17 protein-coding genes are annotated in these 20700 nt (G+C 73.2%); 10 read left to right on the forward strand and 7 right to left on the reverse strand.

What is annotated here, in order from left to right:
* Positions 1-149: 149 nt before the first annotated feature.
* Together ACGF13_RS13085 and ACGF13_RS13090 are read right to left on the reverse strand one after the other, a co-directional pair.
* Positions 150-491, reverse strand: a complete 342-nt coding sequence (locus tag ACGF13_RS13085) for a DUF3817 domain-containing protein (RefSeq protein ID WP_392873015.1) — start codon at positions 489-491, stop codon at positions 150-152.
* A 76-nt stretch (positions 492-567) separates the two neighbouring features.
* The gene (locus ACGF13_RS13090; protein WP_392873017.1) at positions 568-1104 is read right to left on the reverse strand and encodes a MarR family winged helix-turn-helix transcriptional regulator; all 537 of its coding nucleotides are present in this window, start codon (positions 1102-1104) and stop codon (positions 568-570) included.
* Between the two features lie 500 nt (positions 1105-1604).
* Here ACGF13_RS13090 and ACGF13_RS13095 point away from each other — a divergent pair, with 500 nt between their 5' ends.
* On the forward strand, positions 1605-3233 hold the full coding sequence (locus tag ACGF13_RS13095; RefSeq protein WP_392873019.1) for a M4 family metallopeptidase: 1629 nt from the start codon (positions 1605-1607) through the stop codon (positions 3231-3233).
* A 463-nt stretch (positions 3234-3696) separates the two neighbouring features.
* Positions 3697-5322, forward strand: a complete 1626-nt coding sequence (locus tag ACGF13_RS13100; RefSeq protein ID WP_392873022.1) for a M4 family metallopeptidase — start codon at positions 3697-3699, stop codon at positions 5320-5322.
* Between the two features lie 107 nt (positions 5323-5429).
* Here the strand turns inward: ACGF13_RS13100 and ACGF13_RS13105 are convergent, their stop codons facing one another.
* A complete protein-coding gene (locus ACGF13_RS13105; protein WP_392873025.1) occupies positions 5430-5741 on the reverse strand; it encodes a DUF3817 domain-containing protein in 312 nt (103 codons plus the stop codon).
* 269 nt (positions 5742-6010) lie between these two features.
* Here ACGF13_RS13105 and ACGF13_RS13110 point away from each other — a divergent pair, with 269 nt between their 5' ends.
* From ACGF13_RS13110 to ACGF13_RS13130, 5 genes are all read left to right on the forward strand, one after another.
* Complete coding sequence (locus ACGF13_RS13110) at positions 6011-6808, forward strand: DUF2127 domain-containing protein (protein WP_392873028.1); 798 nt, start codon at positions 6011-6013, stop codon at positions 6806-6808.
* A 104-nt stretch (positions 6809-6912) separates the two neighbouring features.
* Positions 6913-7551, forward strand: a complete 639-nt coding sequence (locus ACGF13_RS13115; RefSeq protein ID WP_392873031.1) for an AIM24 family protein — start codon at positions 6913-6915, stop codon at positions 7549-7551.
* Positions 7551-8201 carry an AIM24 family protein gene (locus ACGF13_RS13120; protein WP_392873034.1) on the forward strand — a complete coding sequence of 217 codons (651 nt, stop codon included), beginning with the start codon at positions 7551-7553 and terminating at the stop codon, positions 8199-8201. The genes ACGF13_RS13115 and ACGF13_RS13120 overlap by 1 nt, the downstream gene beginning before the upstream one ends.
* A gap of 230 nt (positions 8202-8431) precedes the next feature.
* A complete protein-coding gene (locus tag ACGF13_RS13125) occupies positions 8432-9244 on the forward strand; it encodes an AIM24 family protein (protein ID WP_392874198.1) in 813 nt (270 codons plus the stop codon).
* A 40-nt stretch (positions 9245-9284) separates the two neighbouring features.
* Positions 9285-9800 carry a MarR family winged helix-turn-helix transcriptional regulator gene (locus ACGF13_RS13130; RefSeq protein WP_392873037.1) on the forward strand — a complete coding sequence of 172 codons (516 nt, stop codon included), beginning with the start codon at positions 9285-9287 and terminating at the stop codon, positions 9798-9800.
* Positions 9801-9880: 80 nt separating this feature from the next.
* On the opposite strand, the gene meaB is transcribed toward ACGF13_RS13130, so the two are convergent.
* Both meaB and ACGF13_RS13140 read right to left on the reverse strand, forming a co-directional pair.
* Positions 9881-10837 carry a methylmalonyl Co-A mutase-associated GTPase MeaB gene (meaB, locus tag ACGF13_RS13135; RefSeq protein ID WP_392873040.1) on the reverse strand — a complete coding sequence of 319 codons (957 nt, stop codon included), beginning with the start codon at positions 10835-10837 and terminating at the stop codon, positions 9881-9883.
* A 91-nt stretch (positions 10838-10928) separates the two neighbouring features.
* Positions 10929-12122 carry an acetyl-CoA C-acetyltransferase gene (locus ACGF13_RS13140; RefSeq protein ID WP_392873043.1) on the reverse strand — a complete coding sequence of 398 codons (1194 nt, stop codon included), beginning with the start codon at positions 12120-12122 and terminating at the stop codon, positions 10929-10931.
* 254 nt (positions 12123-12376) lie between these two features.
* Between ACGF13_RS13140 and mce the strand changes: the two genes are divergently transcribed.
* The 3 genes from mce (at position 12377) to ACGF13_RS13155 (ending at position 19427) form a co-directional block, all read left to right on the forward strand.
* Positions 12377-12817 carry a methylmalonyl-CoA epimerase gene (gene mce / locus ACGF13_RS13145; protein ID WP_392873046.1) on the forward strand — a complete coding sequence of 147 codons (441 nt, stop codon included), beginning with the start codon at positions 12377-12379 and terminating at the stop codon, positions 12815-12817.
* Between the two features lie 508 nt (positions 12818-13325).
* Positions 13326-18380 carry a hypothetical protein gene (locus tag ACGF13_RS13150; RefSeq protein ID WP_392873049.1) on the forward strand — a complete coding sequence of 1685 codons (5055 nt, stop codon included), beginning with the start codon at positions 13326-13328 and terminating at the stop codon, positions 18378-18380.
* A 117-nt stretch (positions 18381-18497) separates the two neighbouring features.
* Positions 18498-19427 (forward strand): cellulose-binding protein, encoded by a 930-nt coding sequence (locus tag ACGF13_RS13155; protein WP_392873052.1) that lies wholly within the window; start codon positions 18498-18500, stop codon positions 19425-19427.
* A 109-nt stretch (positions 19428-19536) separates the two neighbouring features.
* On the opposite strand, the gene ACGF13_RS13160 is transcribed toward ACGF13_RS13155, so the two are convergent.
* Both ACGF13_RS13160 and ACGF13_RS13165 read right to left on the reverse strand, forming a co-directional pair.
* Complete coding sequence (locus ACGF13_RS13160) at positions 19537-19857, reverse strand: hypothetical protein (protein ID WP_392873054.1); 321 nt, start codon at positions 19855-19857, stop codon at positions 19537-19539.
* Positions 19854-20651: an alpha/beta fold hydrolase gene (locus tag ACGF13_RS13165; protein WP_392873057.1), complete on the reverse strand. Its 798-nt coding sequence runs from the start codon at positions 20649-20651 to the stop codon at positions 19854-19856. Before ACGF13_RS13165 ends, ACGF13_RS13160 begins: the two co-directional genes overlap by 4 nt.
* Between the last annotated feature and the right edge of the window lie 49 nt (positions 20652-20700).

Consider the following 20700-nt stretch of genomic DNA (forward strand, 5'->3'; position numbering starts at 1 on the left):
ACCGGAAAGCACCCGGAAGGCGCCCGGAAACCGCCCGGACGGCCGGGAAGCCTTCGAGACCCCGGGGCCCGGGAACGCCCGGGAACGCCGGAGCGCCCCTCCCCCGTGGCCGGGGAAGGGGCGCTCTCGGAACGCGCGGACGGTCGGGATCAGACCCCGGCCGGCTGGCGGGCGCCGTCGCCCGCCGGGAGCTTCCCGGCGGCCTCGCGGGCCACCTTGCGCTCGAAGACGAAGGAGAGGAAGGGGATGCAGCCCGCGGCCAGGGTGAGCACCAGCCGGCCCATCGGCCACTTCAGCTTCTGCCCGAGCATGAAGGTCACCACGAAGTACCCGATGTAGAGGTAGCCGTGCAGCATCGCGACGTACGTGGTCACGTCCTGGGCGGCGTCGAAGCCGTACTTCGCGACCATGAAGCCGCAGAACACCAGCAGTGCCACACCGGTCGCGACGGCCAGGGCCCGGTACCAGCCCAGCAGGGGGGTCGCCTTCATGATCTTCCTCGCCTCGCTCGGCAGTATCGGCCGGTACGCCCGGATCCGCGCACCGCTCACACGAGGGTAGCCGCCTTCACGCCCTCCCCTTCGCAGACCCCTCGTCGGACTCGGTGAAGTCGCCGGCGGCCACCCTCAGCGGCCGGAGCAGTTCGAAGACCTCCCGGCACTGCTCGGCGCCGTACTCCTCCAGCCCGAACTCCATCGCCATCAGCTCCCGGGTCGCCTCCTCGACCACCTCGCGCCCGCGCCGGGTGATCGTGGCCAGCACCCCGCGGCCGTCCAGCGGGTTGGGGCGACGGGCGACCAGGCCGGCCCGCTCCAGGCGGTCGACGGTGTTGGTGACGCTGGTCGGGTGGACCATGAGCCGCTCGCCGATCTTGGAGAGCGAGAGCTCGCCGGTCCGGCTGAAGGTCAGCAGCACCAGCGCCTCGTAGCGGGCGAAGGTCAGCCCGTACGGCTTGAGCACCGCATCCACCCGGGAGAGCAGGATCTGGTGGGCGCGCATGATCGAGGTGATCGCCGCCATCGAGGGGACTCCGCCCCAGCGGCGGGTCCACAACTCGTCGGCGCGGGCGATCGGGTCGAAGTCGAGAGCGAGGGGCTTGGCCACCTCCTTACCGTACCGGCGGAAGGGGCGCGCGTTACCAGGCGTCCCTGATGGTGGACAAGCGCGGCACGTGGCGGGAACCCGCCAATGGGACGGCCAGGTCCATACCAGGACATTGCGCCGGCGTGAACGCGCGGCAACCGTCCCCCGGCGCACCGGGGTTGGCCTCTGATCACTCCGCCGCCCCCGCCAGCAGGCGTCGGTTCGGACGGTAACCCATTGCGGGAACGGGCGATCCGCCCCCTTTGTCCGTCCGTTCACAATCCTTCGCCCTGGCGGGACTTGGCCAATTCATGAGCAAGACCTGTCATTTGAATTGCTTGATTGTCATGCTTTCGGCCAACCCCGTTCGGTAGCCACCACCCCCACCCACCGGTGGCGCAGCCGCTCCGACCGCACGGGACCCGCACGTCAGCGCCCGTTCCGCCCCGCAGGTGCCGATCCCGGCTCCCCGGAGCGCGGCGCGACCGCGTCCGCTCGCGGTTTCCCGGAAGGACTCGTTCGTGAAGCGAAAGCTCGCCGCAGTCGCCGTACTCTCCGCCACCGCCCTGCTCACCGGTGTCGTCCAGGTGAGCACCGTGGCCGTCGCGGACCCCGCCCCGCACTCCTCCGCCGCGCAGCGCGCCGACCTGCTGGCCCTCGCCAACGGGCAGGTCGGCAAGGTCGCGCACGCCCTGGCCCTGGGCGGCCAGGAGCAACTGGTGGTCAAGGACGCGCAGGTGGACGCCGACGGCACCCGCCACCTCCGCTACGAGCGCACCTTCGCCGGCCTCCCCGTCCTGGGCGGCGACCTGGTCGTGCACCAGAAGGCAGACGGCACGACCACCTCCGTGGACAAGGCCACCGGCGCGACCATCGCCCTGCCGAGCCTCGCCCCGCAGATCCCGGCCGACCAGGCCGCCGCCCAGGCGACCGGCGCCGTGCAGTCCACCGTGGGCATCGCCGCCGACGAGGACGAGTCCCCGCTGACCGCCGTCCACCAGACCGGCAAGGCCGAGCTGGTCGTGTGGGCCACCGACGGCAACCCGCGCCTGGCGTACCGCACCACCGTCGAGGGCGAGCGCGCCGACGGCACCCCGAGCCGCCAGCTGCTGGTCACCGACGCGGCGAGCGGCGAGGTGCTCTCCAGCCACGAGCAGGTGCGGACCGCCGCCGGCACCGGCAAGGGCGTCTTCGTCGGCACCGTCCCGCTGACCACCACCCAGAGCGGCAGCTCCTACCAGCTGAAGGACGCCACCCGCGGCGGGCAGGCGACCTACACCCTGAAGGGCAAGACCTCCGGCTCCGGCACGCTGGTCGCCAACACCACCAACAGCTTCGGCAACGGCCTGGCCTCCAACGCGGAGTCCGCCGCGGTGGACGCCCAGTTCGGCGCGGCGGCGACCTGGGACTTCTACAAGAACACCTACGGCCGCAACGGCATCAAGAACAACGGCGTCGGCGCCGCGAGCCGGGTCCACTACGGCTCCAACTACGTGAACGCGTTCTGGGACGACTCCTGCTTCTGCATGACGTACGGCGACGGCGCGAGCAACACCCACCCGCTGACCGCGCTGGACGTGGCCGGCCACGAGATGAGCCACGGCGTCACCTCGGCCACCGCCAACCTCAACTACTCCGGTGAGTCCGGCGGCCTCAACGAGGCCACCTCGGACATCTTCGGCACCATGGTCGAGTGGTACGCCAACCTGCCCGCCGACAAGCCGGACTACCTCATCGGCGAGCAGATCAACATCAACGGCAACGGCACCCCGCTGCGCTACATGGACAAGCCCTCCAAGGACGGCGCCTCGGCCGACTACTGGTCCTCCACCGTCGGCAACAAGGACGTCCACTACTCCTCGGGCGTCGCCAACCACTTCTTCTACCTGCTCGCCGAGGGCAGCGGCGCCAAGACCGTCAACGGCGTCAGCTACAACAGCCCGACCTCCAACGGCTCGACCCTCGCCGGCATCGGCCGGGACAAGGCCGCGGCCATCTGGTACCGCGCGCTGACCACCTACTTCACCTCCACCACCAACTACGCGGGCGCCCGCACCGGCACCCTGAAGGCCGCCGCCGACCTGTACGGCGCGACCAGCGCCGAGTACAACGCCGTCGCCGCGACCTGGAGCGGCGTCAACGTCAACTGACGCACCGCGCAGGCGCATCGGGCGCCCGGGTCCTCCTGCCGGAGGGCCCGGGCGCCCGCCCGTTCCGGACGGCCGTTCCGGACGGCTGAGGCGGACGGGCAGGGGCCGGCGGGCGGGGCGAACGGGCGGGGGCGGACCGTTGTCAAGGCCGCCCGGCTGGCGGAGTCCCGCCAGGGGGACGAACCGCCCGAACCGGGCAGCGGGCGGCAACCGAACCATCCGTACCGGGACTGGCGGTTCCTGGCCAATCCCCGGAGACGCCTGTCCATCCCTGCCAACAATTGTCATGCTTCTGACCAAGTCCCGTCCGACGCGTCGCCGCCCCACCCACTTCCGGCGGAGCGTCAGGAACCGCGCGGGACCGGCACGTCCGCGCCCTACCGCCCCCAAGGTGCCAACCCCGGCGCCCCGGTACGCGGCGCACCCGCACGCACCCGCGGGTCTCGTGGAAGGAACCCCGCACGTGAAGCGAAAGCTGACTGTCGGAGCCGTACTCTCCGCCACCGCCCTGCTGGCCGGCGTCATCCAGATCGCCGCCGCCCCCGCCCAGGCCGCCGCCCCCTCGCCGGCGCAGCAGCAGTCCGCGCTGCTCGCGCTGGCCTCCGGGCAGAGCGCCCCGGTCGCCCGGGCCCTCGCCCTCGGCGGCCAGGAGCAGCTGGTGCCCAAGGACGTGGTGGTCGACAAGGACGGCACCCGGCACCTGCGGTACGACCGGACCTTCGCGGGCCTGCCGGTGATCGGCGGCGACCTGGTCGTCCACCAGAAGGCCGACGGCTCGGTGAAGTCCGTCGACCGGGCCTTCGCCGGGCAGCTGTCGGTGCCCAGCCTGACCCCGGGCCTCGCCGCACCCCAGGCCGCCGAGGCGGCCACCTCCGCGGTGCGGGCGACCGTCGGCATCGCCGCCGACGCGGACGGGGCGGCGCTCAGCCGGGTCGACGGCGCCGGCGCGCCCGAGCTGGTCGTCTGGGCCGCCGACGGCAGCCCGCGACTGGCCCACCGCACGGTGGTCCAGGGCCAGCGCGCGGACGGCACCCCGAGCCGCCAGGAGGTGATCACCGACGCCGCCACCGGCCGGGTGCTCGCCACCGACGAGAAGGTGCAGACCGCCACCGGCACCGGCAAGGGCGTCAACGTCGGCACCGTCACGCTGACCACCACCCAGAGCGGCACGAGCTACCAGCTCAAGGACGCCTCCCGGGGCAACCAGTCCACCACCGACCTCAAGGGCGGCACCTCGGGCAGCGGAACGCTCTTCGCCAACACCACCAACAGCTTCGGCAACGGCCTGCCGTCCAACCGCGAGTCCGCCGGCGTGGACGCCCAGTTCGGCGCGGCGGCCACCTGGGACTACTACAAGAACACCTTCGGCCGCAACGGCATCAAGAACAACGGCGTCGGCGCCGCGAGCCGGGTCCACTACAGCACCAACTACGTCAACGCGTTCTGGGACGACTCCTGCTTCTGCATGACGTACGGCGACGGCTCCGGCAACACCCACCCGCTGACCGCGATCGACGTCTCCGGCCACGAGATGAGCCACGGCGTCACCTCCGCCACCGCCGGCCTGATCTACTCCGGCGAGTCCGGCGGTCTCAACGAGGCCACCTCGGACATCTTCGGCACCATGGTCGAGTGGTCCGCCAACCTGTCCGTCGACCCGGGTGACTACCTGATCGGCGAGAAGCTCAACATCAACGGCAACGGCACCCCGCTGCGGTACATGGACAAGCCGTCCAAGGACGGCGCCTCGGCCGACTACTGGTCCTCCACCGTCGGCAACAAGGACGTCCACTACTCGTCCGGCGTCGCCAACCACTTCTTCTACCTGCTGTCCGAGGGCAGCGGCGCGAAGGTCATCAACGGCGTCAGCTACAACAGCCCGACCTCCAACGGCTCGACGGTGACCGGCATCGGCCGCACCAAGGCGGCCGCGATCTGGTACCGCGCGCTGACCGTCTACATGACCTCCACCACCAACTACAAGGCGGCCCGCACCGCGACCCTGAAGGCGGCCTCCGACCTGTACGGCGCGACCAGCACCGAGTACAACACGGTCGCGGCGGCCTGGAGCGCGGTGAGCGTCAACTAGCCATCCCCGGTAAGAAACGGCGACAGGCTGCCGCGGCCCTTTGGGAGAGGAGGCCGTGGCAGCCTGTCGACCGTCCACGATGCTGCCGGGATCAGGCAGTGGCGGGATCAGGCGGTGGCGGGCTTCGGCTCGCCCCGCTCCTCCTTGGCCAGCATCCGCTCGGCGAAGAAACCGCCGGTGGGCAGCACCGCGAGCACGAACAGCAGGACGCCGCGCTTGGCGTCCCACTTCTGCGTCTGCCAGGCCTGGATCCAGAAGACCACGTACAGGATGAACAGGACGCCGTGGACCATGCCCATCACCGGGACGGCGTCGAACGAGGTGGTCCGCTTCAGCACCGAGCAGATCAGCAGCAGGATGAAGGAGACCCCTTCGGGGCCGGAGACCAGGCGCAGGCGGTGGACGGCGCTGCTGTTCACGATGGATACCTCGATACAGGGGGGTGGGCGGCGCGGGCACGCTTGTGAAGCGACTCACAAGCATTCGGGCCATTATCGCCGAGCGGACGTGCGGCCCCCCGGCCGGGGGTGGCCACCGTGCCCGATCTCACAGCGCTCCGGCCGCCCTGTCACAGCTCTGTGCCGGAACGCCACCGGGCGCGACCGCCCGTCCCCGCAAACCCCTATCCTGCTGCCCGCGCGCCCACCGATCCGGACGCGCGACGCAACGCACACGGGGGTGCCACCACATGTTCAAGCGCGACTGGGACCGCAGGACCTGCGCCAAGCGCGGGCACATCACCTACGCGCCGACGGAGCCCGAACTCGCCTCGCGGCTGCACGCCTCGACCGCCCTCGGCGACGCCTGGCGCTGCCTGCGCTGCGGCGACTTCGCGCTGGGCGCCCCGCACGGCTCCGGCCCGGCCGAGGACGCGCCGCTGGTGCCGCGCGGCAAGGCGCTGCGAGACCTGTTCATCCTGCGCTTCCTGGCCGTCGAGCGGGTGCTGCGCGGACTGCTGATCATCGTGATCGCCTGGGCCGTGTGGAAGTTCTCCAACAGCCAGGACGCGGTGCACCGGGTGTTCGACGAGAACCTCACGGTCTTCCGGCCGGTCACCGACCACTTCCACTGGGACCTCGAACACGCCCCGATCGTGGAGACGATCCGCAAGACCTTCGACTTCAAGAAGAGCACCCTGCTGATCGTCGCGGGCGCACTCATCGCCTACGCGGTGGTCGAGATCGTCGAGGCGGTCGGCCTCTGGCTGAACAAGCGCTGGGCCGAGTACCTGACGGTGGTCGCCACCGCGGCCTTCCTCCCGCTGGAGGGCTACGAGCTGAGCCACCACGTCAGCGCGCTGAAGATCTGCACCCTGGTGCTGAACATCGCGGCGGTGCTCTGGATCATGCTCTCCAAGCGGCTGTTCGGGCTGCGCGGCGGTGTGGTCGCCTTCGAGGCGGAGCGTCACTCGGCCTCGCTGCTGGAGGTCGAGCAGGCGGCCGGCACCGCTGCGCGCCCCGGGCACGGGGCGCACGCCCGGGCCTGACCGGGGGCGCGCGCGCCGGTCCGACCGGCGCGTTTGTCGCAGGCTGGTACCAGTTGGCCCACGCGCTCTCCCCCAGCCACGGCCGCAGCGGCTAGATTGCGGCCGTGGCACAGTTCAGACTCCAGGGATCACGCGTGCTCGCCGTCGAGTTGGGCGGGGACGCCGTCAAGGCGCGACACGGTTCGATGGTCGCCTACACCGGGCAGATGGCCTTCAAGAAGCTGACCGGCGGCGGGGACGGCCTGCGCGGCATGGTCACCCGCCGATTGACCGGCGAGAAGATGACGGTCATGGAGGTGAAGGGGCAGGGCACCTGCTACTTCGCCGACAAGGCCACCGAGATCAATCTGGTCCGGCTGAACGGCGAGACGCTGTACGTCGAGTCGGACAACCTGCTCTGCACCGAGGCCGCCCTGCACACCGGCACCAGCTTCACCGGGCTGAACGGCATGTCCTCCGGCAACGGCCTGTTCACCACCAAGGTGGAGGGCCACGGCTGGGCGGCCGTCACCTCCAACGGCCCGGCCGTCATCCTGCGGGTCGACAAGAGCATGCCGCTGCGGGTGGACCCGGGCGCGTACGTGGCGCACACCGGCACCCTCCAGCGCAGCCTGAAGTCGGGCGCGGGCTGGACCACGTTCATCGGCGAGGGCGGCGGCGAGGCCGTCCAGATCGAGTTCACCGGCGAGGGCCTGGTGTACGTCCAGCCGTCCGAGAAGATCACCATCGGGGGCGACGTCTGATGGGCTTCACGAAGATCAACGGCAAGATGGTCGAGGCCCAGGTGGTGCCCGGCCAGCGGCTGTTCAGCCAGCGCGGCGCGATGCTCGCGTACAGCGGCGACGTCCGCTTCACCCCGAACATCACCGGCGGGCAGGGCGGGGTGATGTCGATGATCGGCCGCCGGGTGGCCAACGAGGACACCCCGCTGATGACCGTCGAGGGCCAGGGCCGGGTGATGTTCGGCCACGGCGGCCACCACGTCCACGTGATCGACCTGTTCGGCGACACCCTGTACGTCGAGGCGGACCGGCTGCTCGCCTTCGAGGGCACGCTGCGGCAGTCCACCATGTTCATGGGCTCGCAGGGCGGGGTGATGGGCATGGTCCGCGGCCAGGTCACCGGGCAGGGCCTGTTCACCACCAAGCTGGAGGGCCAGGGCTCGGTCGCGGTGATGGCCCACGGCGGCGTCTTCGAGCTGCCGATCGGCCCCGGCCAGTCGGTGCACGTCGACCCGCAGGCGTACGTGGCGCACCGCGGCGACGTGCGCAACAAGCTGTCCACGGCGCTGGGTTGGCGCGACATGATCGGCCGCGGCTCGGGCGAGGCGTTCCAGCTGGAACTGTCCGGGCAGGGCGCGGTGTACGTCCAGGCGAGCGAGGAGAAGCTCTGATGTCCTACCCGCCGCAGCCCCCGTACGGCTCGCCGCACGACCAGCCGACCCAGCCCGGCTTCGCCGTCCCGCCGCCCCCGCCGAGCTACGGCCCGCAGCCGGGGCAGGGCTACCCGCCGCCCCCGCCCGGGGGCTACCCGCCCCCGCCGCCCACCCACCAGCCCCCGCCGCCCCATCAGCAGCCGTACGCGCAGCAACAGCCGTACGCCCAGGAGCAGTTCGGCGGCCCGGTGGCCCCGCTGCCGACCGGCCACGGCGGCACCGGGCCGGTGGTGTGGGACGCCCACAGCCTGCCGGCCGGCGACAACGTCAACCCGTACGCCTTCTCGGTCGAGCTGAACGGCTCGTACTTCCTGCAGAAGGGCAAGATGGTCGCCTACTACGGCGACATCACCTTCAAGGGCGTCGGCGCCGGGGCGGTCGACCGGCTGCTCGGGCAGCACTTCAACTCGCCGATGCACGCGGCGGACTGGGTGGTCGCCGAGGGTCGCGGCAAGCTGGTGCTGGCCGACCGGGCGTTCGACCTCAACTCCTACGACCTGGACGACGGCAACCTGACCGTCCGCTCCGGCAACCTGCTGGCCTTCGACCCGACGCTGCGGCTCAAGCAGTCGATCATCCCGGGCTTCCTGACACTGATCGGCACCGGCCGCTTCGTCGCCGCCTCCAACGGCCCGGTGCACTTCGTCGAGCCGCCGATCCGGGTGGACCCGCAGGCGCTGGTCGGCTGGGCGGACTGCCCGGCGCCGTGCCACCACTACGACCACGACTACATGCACGGACTGATCGGCGGCCTGCGCCGGCTGACCGGCATCGGCGGCGCCTCCGGCGAGGAGCACCAGTTCGAGTTCATCGGCGCCGGGCAGGTGCTGCTGCAGTCGAGCGAGAAGCTGATGGCGGAGCGGTCGGTCGGGCAGGTCGGGGCCGAGGCGGGAGTGCCGGTCGGCGGCGTGCCGACCCAGCCGGCCGCGCACGGCGGCGGGAATCCGAACCTGCCGGGCCTCGGTAACCTGGGCGACCTCGGCCGACGTTTCGGCCTGTAAACTTGTACAAGATTGAACTAAATCGGCTATGCTGGTGGGCATGGAATCGCACACGATCGACACTGCGGACACCCCTCCGTCGCAGCCCGAGGAGGAGACTCCCTGGCTGACCGCCAGGGAGCAGCGGATGTGGCGCGCCCATCTGGAGGTCGCCAAGCTCCTGGAGTACCAGCTCAGCCGCGAACTCCAGCCGCACAACCTCGCGATCAACGACTACGAGATCCTGGTCGTGCTCTCCGAGGCCCCGGAGCACCGGATGCGGATGACCGACCTCGCGACCGCCACCCTCCAGTCGAAGAGCCGCCTCTCCCACCAGATCACCCGGATGGAGAACGCCGGCCTGGTCCTGCGCCAGGACTGCCCGGGCGACCGCCGCGGCCTCTACGCCCACCTCACCGAGCAGGGCTGGGAGACCATGCAGCGGGTCGCCCCGGACCACGTGCGCAGCGTCCGGGCCCACTTCATCGACCGCTTCAGCCAGGAGCAGCTCGACGACATGTACCAGGCCCTCGCCCCCATCGCCGAACACCTCCGCGGCCTGCGCGGCAAGCCGTAGCACCCGCGCGGACGACGACCGCCCCGCCGCGACGGATCGCGGCGGGGCGGAACGCGTCACCGGGCCCGCCGTTCGCGCGCTCAGTTCGCGGTGAGGCCCGCGACCAGCTCGTCGGCCGCGCCGTACGGGTCCAGGGCGCCCTCGGCCACGCGGTCGGCCAGGGCGGCCAGGTGGCGGTCGCCACGCAGGTCGCCGATCCGGGCGCGCAGCTCGGCCAGCGCGATCGCCTCGATCTCCTCGGCGGCCCGGCGGCGGCGGCGCGCGGCCAGTTCGCCGTGCTCCTCCAGCCAGGCGCGGTGCTTCTCCAGCGCCTCGACCACCTCGTCCACGCCCTCGCCGCGGGCCGCGACGGTCTTGACGATCGGCGGCCGCCAGTCCCCCGGCTCCCGGGCCTCGCCGAGGCCCAGCATGTGGTTGAGCTCCCGCGCGGTGGCGTCGGCGCCGTCCCGGTCGGCCTTGTTGACCACGAAGACGTCGCCGATCTCCAGGATCCCGGCCTTGGCGGCCTGGATGCCGTCGCCCATCCCGGGGGCCAGCAGCACCACGGTGGTGTCGGCCTGGGCGGCGACCTCGACCTCGGACTGGCCCACCCCGACCGTCTCGACCAGGATCACGTCGCAGCCGGCCGCGTCCAGCACCCGCAGGGCCTGCGGCGCCGCCCAGGAGAGCCCGCCGAGGTGGCCGCGGGTGGCCATCGAGCGGATGAACACCTCGGGGTCGGTGGCGTGGTCCTGCATCCGGACCCGGTCGCCCAGCAGCGCGCCACCGGAGAACGGCGAGGACGGGTCGACGGCCAGCACCCCGACCCGCTTGCCGAGCCGCCGGTAGGCGGAGACCAGCGCCGAGGTGGAGGTGGACTTGCCGACCCCGGGCGAGCCGGTCAGGCCCACCGTGTACGCCCGCCCGGTGTACGGCGCGAGCGCGGCCATCGCCTCCCGCAGCTGCGGCGCGGCGTTCTCGACCAGCGTGATCAGCCGGGCGACCGCCCGCGGCCGGCCCTCCCGGGCCTGCTCGACCAGCGTGGCGACATCGATCATCAGGAGCTCCTAGCGCAATGCCGTCGAATGCCGAAAGGGGCTACGGACCGCAGTGACGCGGTCCGCAGCCCTGGGGATCGGATCCCGCCGGTCAGGCCTTCGGGACGCGAACGATCAGCGCGTCGCCCTGGCCGCCGCCACCGCACAGCGCGGCCGCGCCGACCCCGCCGCCGCGGCGCTGCAGCTCCAGCGCCAGGGTCAGCACCACACGGGCGCCGGACATCCCGATCGGGTGGCCGAGCGCGATGGCGCCACCGTTGACGTTGACGATGTCGGAGGAGACGCCCAGGTCCTTCATCGACTGGTGGGCGACGGCCGCGAACGCCTCGTTGATCTCGATCAGGTCGAGGTCGGCGACCTCCAGGCCCTCCTTGGCCAGCGCGTGCTTGATCGCGTTGGACGGCTGCGACTGGAGCGAGTTGTCCGGGCCGGCCACGTTGCCGTGGGCACCGATCTCGGCGATCCAGCTCAGGCCCAGCTCCTCGGCCTTGGCCTTGCTCATCACGACCACGGCGGCGGCGCCGTCGGAGATCTGCGAGGAGGTGCCGGCGGTGATCGTGCCGTCCTTGGCGAAGGCCGGGCGCAGCTTGGCCAGGCCCTCGACGGTGGTGTCCGCGCGGATGCCCTCGTCCTGGCTGAACAGGACCGGCTCGCCCTTGCGCTGCGGGATGGCGACCGGGACGATCTCGGCGTCGAAGACCCCGTCGGCCTGCGCCTTGGCGGCCCGCTGGTGGGAGGCGGCGGCGATCTCGTCCTGCGCCTCGCGCGGGATGCCCAGGCGGGTGTTGTGCTTCTCGGTGGACTCGCCCATCGGGATGTTCTCGTAGGCGTCGGTGAGGCCGTCGTGGGCCATCGCGTCGAGCATCGCGATCGCGCCGTACTTGAAGCCCTCGCGGGACTTCGGCAGCAGGTGCGGGGCGTTGGTCATCGACTCCTGGCCGCCGGCCACCACGATGTCGAACTCGCCGGCCCGGATCAGCTGGTCGGCCAGCGCGATGGCGTCGAGGCCGGAGAGGCAGACCTTGTTGATGGTCAGCGCCGGGACGTTCATCGGGATGCCGGCCTTGACGGCGGCCTGGCGGGCCGGGATCTGGCCGGCGCCGGCCTGGAGCACCTGCCCCATGATCACGTACTGGACCTGCTCGCCGGTGATCCCGGCCCGCTCCAGGGCCGCCTTGATCGCGACGCCGCCGAGGTCGGCACCGGAGAAGCCCTTGAGGGAACCCAGCAGGCGGCCCATCGGGGTCCGCGCACCGGCAACGATCACAGAGGTGGTGTTGGTCATGGGACGGGCCCCTTCGCACGTCGTGGCCAGGTGAGGATGCGCTCAATGTACTGACCTGTTACCCGCCCGTCACCGGAGCGACGGTGTGATCGAGCGCACTGGCACCATCCAGTCAACACCGTGCCGACCCGCCCCGGGTGAACCACCGCCCGTGTGAGCAGGCTCGCACGCCCGGCACTGGCGCCCGTCGCGGGCCATGCGCTGCACTTGGTGCACCTTCCCGCCACCACCTTCTCCCACCACCGGAGGCCGTCGTGCTGACCCGCATCGACCACATCGGCATCGCCTGCCGAGACCTCGACAAGACGGTCGAGTTCTACCGCGCCACCTACGGCTTCGAGGTCTTCCACTCCGAGGTCAACGAGGAGCAGGGCGTCCGCGAGGCGATGCTCCGGATCAACGGCACCGACGACGGCGGCGCCTCCTACCTCCAGCTGCTGGAGCCCACCCGGCCCGACTCCACCGTGGCCAAGTGGCTGGAGAAGAACGGCGAGGGCGTGCACCACATCGCCTTCGGCACCGCCGACGTGGACGGCGACTCCGAGGCCATCCGGGACAAGGGCATCCGGGTCCTCTACGACCAGCCGCGGATCGGCTCGATGGGTTCGCGGATCACCTTCCTGCACCCCAAGGACTGCGGCGGCGTGCTGACCGAGCTGGTGACCTCCGCGCAGCAGGGCCACGACGAGCACTGATCCCCTCCCGGACCGCCCCGGGGCGCCCGGCGCCCCGGGGGCAGCCGACGTCTCATCGGTCATGACCCGTCAGTAACCTGGCGGAAGAGCCGGAAAACACCCCTGCGGCCATTCCCCCGCAGTGCGCTCCCACTACAATGCCCAGGTGCGCGAAGGCTCCGGGGGACGGAGGCGACGGGCACGGCCGAAGACAGGCCAGTCCGCCCGCCGGCGGGAGGCCCGTCGCAAGGGGAGTCCATTACGCGGGCACGGCTGAACAGTCGCAAGACGGATCTGTCACCATTCTCCACAAGGCAAGAGTTCGCCCAGGAGTCCACCCGGACGGAGGAACGCGGAACCCCGCGATCCCACGCCCCGGACTCCGACGACCGCGGCGGGCGGCCCCGGCATGACGGGGGACCGTCCACCGGCCGCGGATGCAAGGAGCCAGTCGGACCGGCACCCGGGATACGGGAGCCCGGCACCGGCCGGGTCGAGGACGCGACCAGGAGATGGATGGGACCGCGGAGTGCGGGGCAACGACCGCTACGAGGCTGACGATCACCTCTCCCAGTTCGAGGCCGAGATGGGTCGGACTCGGAAGGAGCGGGACAAGGCAGTCGAGCATGCCGAAGACCTCGCCTACCAGGTTGAGGTGCTGCGGGCGAAGCTGCACGAGTCCCGCCGCATGCTCGCCCAGCCGCGCGCCTTCGACGCCGTCTCCGGCCAGGCCGAGCAGATGCTCCGCACCGCCGAGATGCAGGCCCAGCAGCTGCGCGCCGACGCCGAGCGCCAGCTGCGCGACTCCCAGGCCGCCACCCAGCGGATCATGGCCGAGGCCGCCGAGCGCACCGCCCGGCTGGAGGCCGACCTCGCCGCCCGCCGCCGCCAGCTGGAGGACGAGCTCACCGAGCTGCGCCGCTCCGCCGAGCAGCACGTCAACGGCTGGGCCGAGCAGACCAGGGCCGGCTCCGAGCAGGAGGCGCAGCGGCTGCTCCAGGACGCCCGCGCCGAGGCCGAGCGGATGGTCGCCGCCGCCCGCGCGGAGGCCGTCGCCCTCTCCGACCAGGCCCGCGCCCAGACCGCCGCCGACGTGGACGCCGCCCGCGGTGAGGCCCACGCCGCCGCCGAGGCCGCCCTGCAGCGGGCCCAGAACGACGCCGAGCGCCTGCTGCGCGCCGCCTCCGAGCAGGCCCAACAGGCCGGCGCCCAGGCCGCCGCCGACGTGGACGCCGCCCGGGGCGAGGCCCAGCAGCAGCTGGCCGCCGCGCACGCCGCCGCCGAGGGCCAGCTGGCCGCCGCCCAGGCCGAGATCGGCCGGCTCAAGGCGCAGGCCACCGCCGAACAGGAGCGGGCCGAGCAGCAGCTCGCCGCGGCCAAGGCCGAGATAGACCGGCTGCGCGCCTCGGCGATCGCCGAGGCGGAGCGCACCCGCCACGAGGCCACCGAACTGCGCGCCCAGGCCGAGCAGGCCGCCGAGCGGCTCCAGGCCGACGCCGAGGCCGCCGTCGAGCGCAGGGTCGCCGACGGCGAGGCCGCCAACGAGCAGCGCTCGCAGACCGCCCGGGCCGAGGTGGCCCGGATGGTCGCCCAGGCCACCCAGGAGGCCTCGGCGATCCGCGCCGAGGCCGAGGCCGTCCGCACCGAAGCCACCACCAAGCAGGCCGAGGCCGACGCCGCCAAGGCCGCCGCGGCCGAGGAGGGCGAACGGCTCCGGGCCACCGCCGAGTCGGTGGCCACCCAGCTGAAGACCGAGGCCGAGGCGGCGATCGCCGAGCTGCGCGCCCTGGCCGAGCGGGACGTCGCCGAGCTGCGCGCGCAGGCCGAGGCCGACGCCCGGCGACTGCGCGGCGAGGCCGAGGAGGAGGGCCGGGCAGCCGGCGCCAAGGACGCCACCGTCCACCTCGCCAAGGCCGCCAAGACCGCCGAGGAGATCCTCGGCCGGGCCAACAAGGACGCCGAGACGGCGCGCGGCGAGGCCGCCGCCGAGGCCGAGCGGATCCGCGCCGAGGCCGCCGCCGAGGCGCAGCGGCTGCGCGAGCAGGCCCAGGCCGCCGTCGAGCAGGCCCAGAACGCCGCCCTGGACGACGCCGCCGCGATCCGCGAGCGGATCGAGCAGATGCAGGACGAGGCGGCCCGACTGCGGGCCGAGGCCGAGGAGCTGCGCGCCCAGGCCGCCGCCGAGGCCGACCGGGTGCGCGGCGAGGCCCGCCGGCAGGCCGTCGTCCAGATCGAGGATTCGGCGAAGAACGCCGAGGAGCTCCTCACCGAGGCCAAGGCCGACGCGGACGAGCTGCGCGCGGGTGCCGCCGGGGAGATCGAGCGGCTGCGCGAGCAGGCCCAGGAGCAGGCCGCCGAGACCCAGGGACGGGCCGAGCAGACCCTCACCCGGGCCCGCGCCGAGGCCGAGAAGATCACCGGGGCCGCCGAGCAGCAGGGCCAGGACGCGCTCGCCGCCGCCAAGGCCGCGGCCGCCGAGAACCGCGCCGCCGCCGAGCGCGAGACCGCCGAACTCCGGCGCGACGCAACCGAGTTCGACCAGCGGGTGCGCGCCGAGGCGACCGCCGCGGCGGACGCCCTGACCACCGAGGCGCAGGCCGAGGCCAACGCCGTCCGGGACGCCGCGGTGGCCGACGCCGAGCGGGTGCGCACCGAGGCCGACACCGAGGCCGCCCGCGCCCGGGCCGAGGCCGAGGCGGCCGCGAACGCGCTGCGCGAGGAGAGCCTGCGCGAGCGCGAGGAGGCAGCCGACGGGCTGCGGCGGGAGCGCGAGGAGACCTCCGAGCACCTGGACGCCGCCGAGACCGCCCGTGAGGAGGCCGAGCAGGCCGCCGGGGAGCTGCGGGCCCTCGCCCAGCGCGAGACCACCCAGCAGCGCGAGGCCGCCGAGGCCCACGCCGACCGCGTCCGCACCGAGGCCGAACAGCACGCCACCGACCTCACCGAACGCACCGCCACCGAGACCGCCGAGGTCCGCGAGGCGGCCAACCAGCACGCCACCGAGGTCCGCGCCGCCGGCGACGCCTACGCCACCGAGGTCCGCGAGGCCGCCGACACCTACGCCGGCGAACAGCGCACCGCCGCCGACGCGTACACCGCCGAAACCCGCGAGCAGGCCGATGCCTACGCCGCCGAGCAGCACACCGCCGCCGACACGTACACCGCCGAAACCCGCGAGCAGGCCGACACCTACGCGACCGAGCAGCACGCCACCGCCGACGCCTACGCGGCGCAGACCCGGGCGGAGGCCGAGCAGGCCGCCGGGGAGCTGCGGGCCCTCGCCCAGCGCGAGACCACCCAGCAGCGCGAGGCCGCCGAGGCCCACGCCGACCGCGTCCGCACCGAGGCCGAACAGCACGCCACCGACCTCACCAAGCGCACCGCCACCGAGACCGCCGAGGTCCGCGAGGCGGCCGACCAGCACGCCACCGAGGTCCGCGCCGCCGGCGACGCCTACGCCACCGAGGTCCGCGAGGCCGCCGACACCTACGCCGCCGAGACCCGCGAGCAGGCCGACACCTACGCGACCGAGCAGCACACCGCCGCCGACGAGGTGCTGGAGCGCGCCGGGGCCACCGCCGAGCAGCGCCGCGCCGAAGCCGTCAAGGACGCCAAGGCCACCCGCGAGAAGGCCGCCGCCGAACTGGCCCTGGCCAACGAGCAGGCCTCGACCGTCCGGGCCGAGGCCGGCCGTGAGCTGTCCGAGGCCCGCGCCACCGCCGACGGCATCCGGGCCGAGGCGACCGCCGAGCTGGAGCAGGCCAAGGCCGACCGCGCCGAGCTGATCGCCGCCGCCAAGGCCGAGGGCGCCGAGCTGGTGGCCGTCGCCGAGGAGGAGGCCGCCGAGGTCCGCCAGTCGGTGGCCGGCATGCACGAGGCCGCCGCCGAGCAGATCGCCGCGCTCAAGGCCGCCGCCGAGGAGGCGGCCGCCGAGGTCCGCGAGACCGCCGAGCAGGACGCCACCGAGCTGCGCACCCTCGCCGAGCACGAGACCACCGAGCAGCGCGAGCTGGCCGAGCAGGAGACCACCGAGCAGCGCGAGGCCGCCGACGCGTACGCCGCCGAGCTGCGCGCCCTGGTCGAGCGCGAGGCCGCCGAGCAGCGCGAGCTCGTCGACCGCGAGACCGCCGACCTGCGGGCCCGTACCGAGGCCGAGACCACCGCCCTGCGCGAGCAGACCGAGCTGGAACTGGCCGCCGAGCAGGAGGCCGCCGAGAACGAGCTCGGCCGGCAGCGCGCCGAGGCCCTGGCCTACGACGGGCAGCTGCGCGCGGACGCCGAGGCCGAGCTGCACGCCGCCCAGGAGGCCGCCGAGCAGCTGCGCGCCGAGGCCGAGGCACAGGCCGCCCGTACGGTGGCCGAGGCCGAGGCCCAGGGCGCCCGCGGCATCGCCGACGCCGAGGAGCTGTCCGCCGACCTGCGCGCCGAGGCCGACGAGTACGCCCTCGCCACCCGCACCCTGGCCGACGAGTACGACTCCGCCGCGCACTCCCGCGCCGACGCCTACGACGCGCAGACCCGGGAGGCCGCCGAGCAGTTCGACAAGGCCACCCGCGACCACGCCAAGTCCGTCCTGGAGAAGGCCTTCGCGGACGCCGAGGCACTCGGCGAGGACGCCCAGACCACGGCGCTGGCGACCACCGCCGCCGCCGAGGAGCAGGCGGACGCGATGGTGGCCGCCGCCCGCAAGGAGGCCGACCGGCTGGTCGCCGCGGGCGAGGCGGCCGGTCAGGCCGAGGTCGAGAAGGGCCGTTCCGACGCGGACGCCCTGCTCGCCGAGGCCCGCCGGGACGCGACGGCGATCCGCGAGCGCGCCGAGGAGCTGCGCGAGCGCACCGACGCCGAGGTCGAGGCCCTGCACGAGCGCGCCCGCAAGGAGAACGCGGCGGCCATGAAGTCGGCCGGCGAGCGGGTGGACGCGCTGGTGACGGCCGCCCAGGAGCAGCTGACCGAGGCCGAGGATCAGGCGGTGTCCACCGTCGCCGAGGCCGAGGACCGCGCGGCGGCCCTGGTCGCCGCGGCCGAGGACCGCGCGGCCGAGCTGACCTCGGAGGCCTCCGCGGAGGCCAGCAAGGTCCGGCTGTCCGCCGTCCGCAAGGCCGAGGGCCTGCTGAAGGAGGCGGAGACCAAGCTCGCGACCTCCACCGACCGGGCCGAGTCGCTCATCGAGAAGGCCGAGACCAAGCTGCGGTCCTCGGAGACGGAGGCCGAGGAGCGGCTGGACCGGGCCGCCGCCGAGGCGGAGAAGCGGCTGCGGGAGGCCGACGAGGCCGCGGACGAGCAGGTCGAGCTGGCGAAGGCGGAGGCCGAGCGGCTGCTCGCCGAGGCGAAGGCCGAGGCGAAGCGGGTCACCGACGAGGGCCGCCGCGAGCTGGACGAACTGGTGCGCCGCCGCAAGGACATCAACACCGAGATCTCCAGGGTCCAGGACGTGCTGTCCGCCCTGGAGGCGTTCGAGGCGCCGTCACCGGTCGCCCAGGCCAACGGGGGCAGCAACAAGAAGGACGGGGGCGCCAAGGCCGGTGCCGGAGTTGGCTCCCCCCGGTCGGGTGGCAATCGCTCCAAGAGCTCACCACCCGATTGAGCGGACATTGGCGGTCATTGTCCGTGAGAGAACGGCGTATCGCCGTCGACACTCCGGTACCGTGTCAGGATTCCCTCAACCACCTCAGCGGTTTGACGACAGGAAGCCCAGAACCCCATGAGCGACAGTCACTCCCCTCACGGCTTCGACCTGGTGCGCCGTGGGTACGAGCGCGCCCAGGTCGACGAGCGGATCACCAAGCTGGTGGCCGACCGTGACAGTGCCTTGACCCGGATCAGTGCGCTGGAGAAGCGCATCGAGGAGCTCCACCTGGAGACCCAGTCCGCCCAGGCGGCGGTCGTGGAGCAGGAGCCCTCCTACGCCGGTCTCGGCGCCCGGGTCGAGAAGATCCTGCGACTCGCCGAGGAGGAGGCCAAGGACCTGCGCGACGAGGCGCACCGCGCCGCCGAGCAGCACCGCGAGCTCGCCGAGGCCGCCGCCCAGCAGGTCCGCACCGAGGCCGAGAACTACGCCAAGGACCGCAAGGCCAAGGCGGAGGACGAGGGGCTGCGGATCGTCGACAAGTCCAAGAGCGACGCCGCCCAGCTGCGCGCCGAGGCCAACAAGGACGCCCAGAACAAGCGCGAGGAGGCGGACGTCCTCTTCGAGGACACCCGCACCAAGGCCGCCCAGGCCGCGCTGGAGTTCGAGACCAACCTGGCCAAGCGCCGCGAGCAGTCCGAGCGCGACCTGGCCGCCCGTCAGGCCAAGGCCGAGAAGCGCCTGGCCGAGATCGAGCACCGGGCCGAGCAGCTGCGCCTGGAGGCCGAGAAGCTGCGCACCGACGCCGAGCGCCGCGCCCGCCAGACCGTCGAGACGGCCCAGCGCCAGTCCGAGGACATCGTGGCCGACGCCAACGCCAAGGCCGACCGGATCCGCAGCGAATCGGAGCGCGAGCTGGCGGCGCTCACCAACCGCCGCGACAGCATCAACGCCCAGCTGACCAACGTCCGCGAGATGCTGGCCACGCTGACCGGCGCGGCCGTGGCCGCCGCCTCGCTGCCGACCGACGACACCATGGGCGTGCCCGCCCAGCAGTCGCGCTGACGCACACCGGCCGAACGGCACGACGGGCCCTCACCCCCGCGGGTGAGGGCCCGTCGGCTTTCGCGCCGTCATCGCCCCTGGCACCGCCCGGCCCGTCGGGCCGTGGCCCTCACCTGGGGTAGGCGCCGTCCGGCCGCTGGTACCCGCTGCTGAGCTGGTTGCCGTCGTCATCGGAGACGGTGCCGAACCAGGAGGTGCACCAGACCGACACCGAGTCCGGCCAGTACTGCACCTCGAAGGGGTGCCCGGGCCCGTAGTCGCCGTACGAGGTGACGATGAAGGTCTCCCCCGGGCGCATCCAGTAGTCCTCGCCGAGCGGTTCCAGCGTCAGCTCCACCAGCCCCTCGCCCCGGTTGGTCACGGGCATCCGGCCGGTCACCTCCAGCGCCGAGAAGTCCCAGGCCGCCGAGTCCTGGCTCTCCTGGCTCATCCGACGGCCACCCGGGCGAGCAGGGCGCGCACGGCGGCGTCGAAGGCCCCGGGCGCCTCCAGGGCGCTCAGGTGGCCCACCCCCGGCAGGACGGTCAGCTCGGCGTCCGGCCTGGCCCGCAGCATCGCCTCGGCCTCCTCCGCCGCCACCAGGGCGTCCTGGGCGCCCGCCACGATCGAGACCGGCACCCGCAGGCCGGCCAGCACGTCCAGGGCGTCCGGGCGGGCCGCCATGGCCCGCTGGGCCCAGGCGACGGCGGCCGGCGGCGCGGCGGCGACCAGCTCCTGCACCCGCTCCACCAGGTGCTGCGAGTCCGGGCCGAGCTGCCCGGCCGCGACCTGCTCGTCCAGCAGCAGCCGCACGCTGTCCCGCGCGGTGACGGCGGCGGCGATCCGCTCCCGGTTGGCCCGTACGGCGTCGGTGTCGGCGGTGGCCCGGGTGTTGGCCAGCAGCAGGCCGGACAGCCGGCCGGGGTGGCGGCGGGCGAAGGCCAGCGCCACGTAGCCGCCCATGGAGAGCCCGCCGACCACCGCGCGCTCGATCCCGGCCGCGTCCAGCAGCAGGGCGAGATCGTCCGCGACCAGGTCCAGCGAGGGCTCGTCGCTCCCCAGCGCGGTGCCGCCGAACCCCCGCTGGTCGGGGGCGAGCACGCGCACTTCGTCCCCGGTCAGCCCGGGCAGCTCGTCCAGTTGGGAGGACCACATCGAGGCGTTCAACGGAAAGGCGTGCAGCAGCACGAGTGGTGTTCCGGTACCGCTCTCGCGGACCGACACTGCGGAGGGACTCTGGGTCATGCGCCCAACCTATTCCGGCACGCCCGGCGGGCCCACTCAGCGGGCCGCG

This window comes from Kitasatospora sp. NPDC048286 (assembly GCF_043201735.1).
GTDB lineage: Bacteria > Actinomycetota > Actinomycetes > Streptomycetales > Streptomycetaceae > Kitasatospora.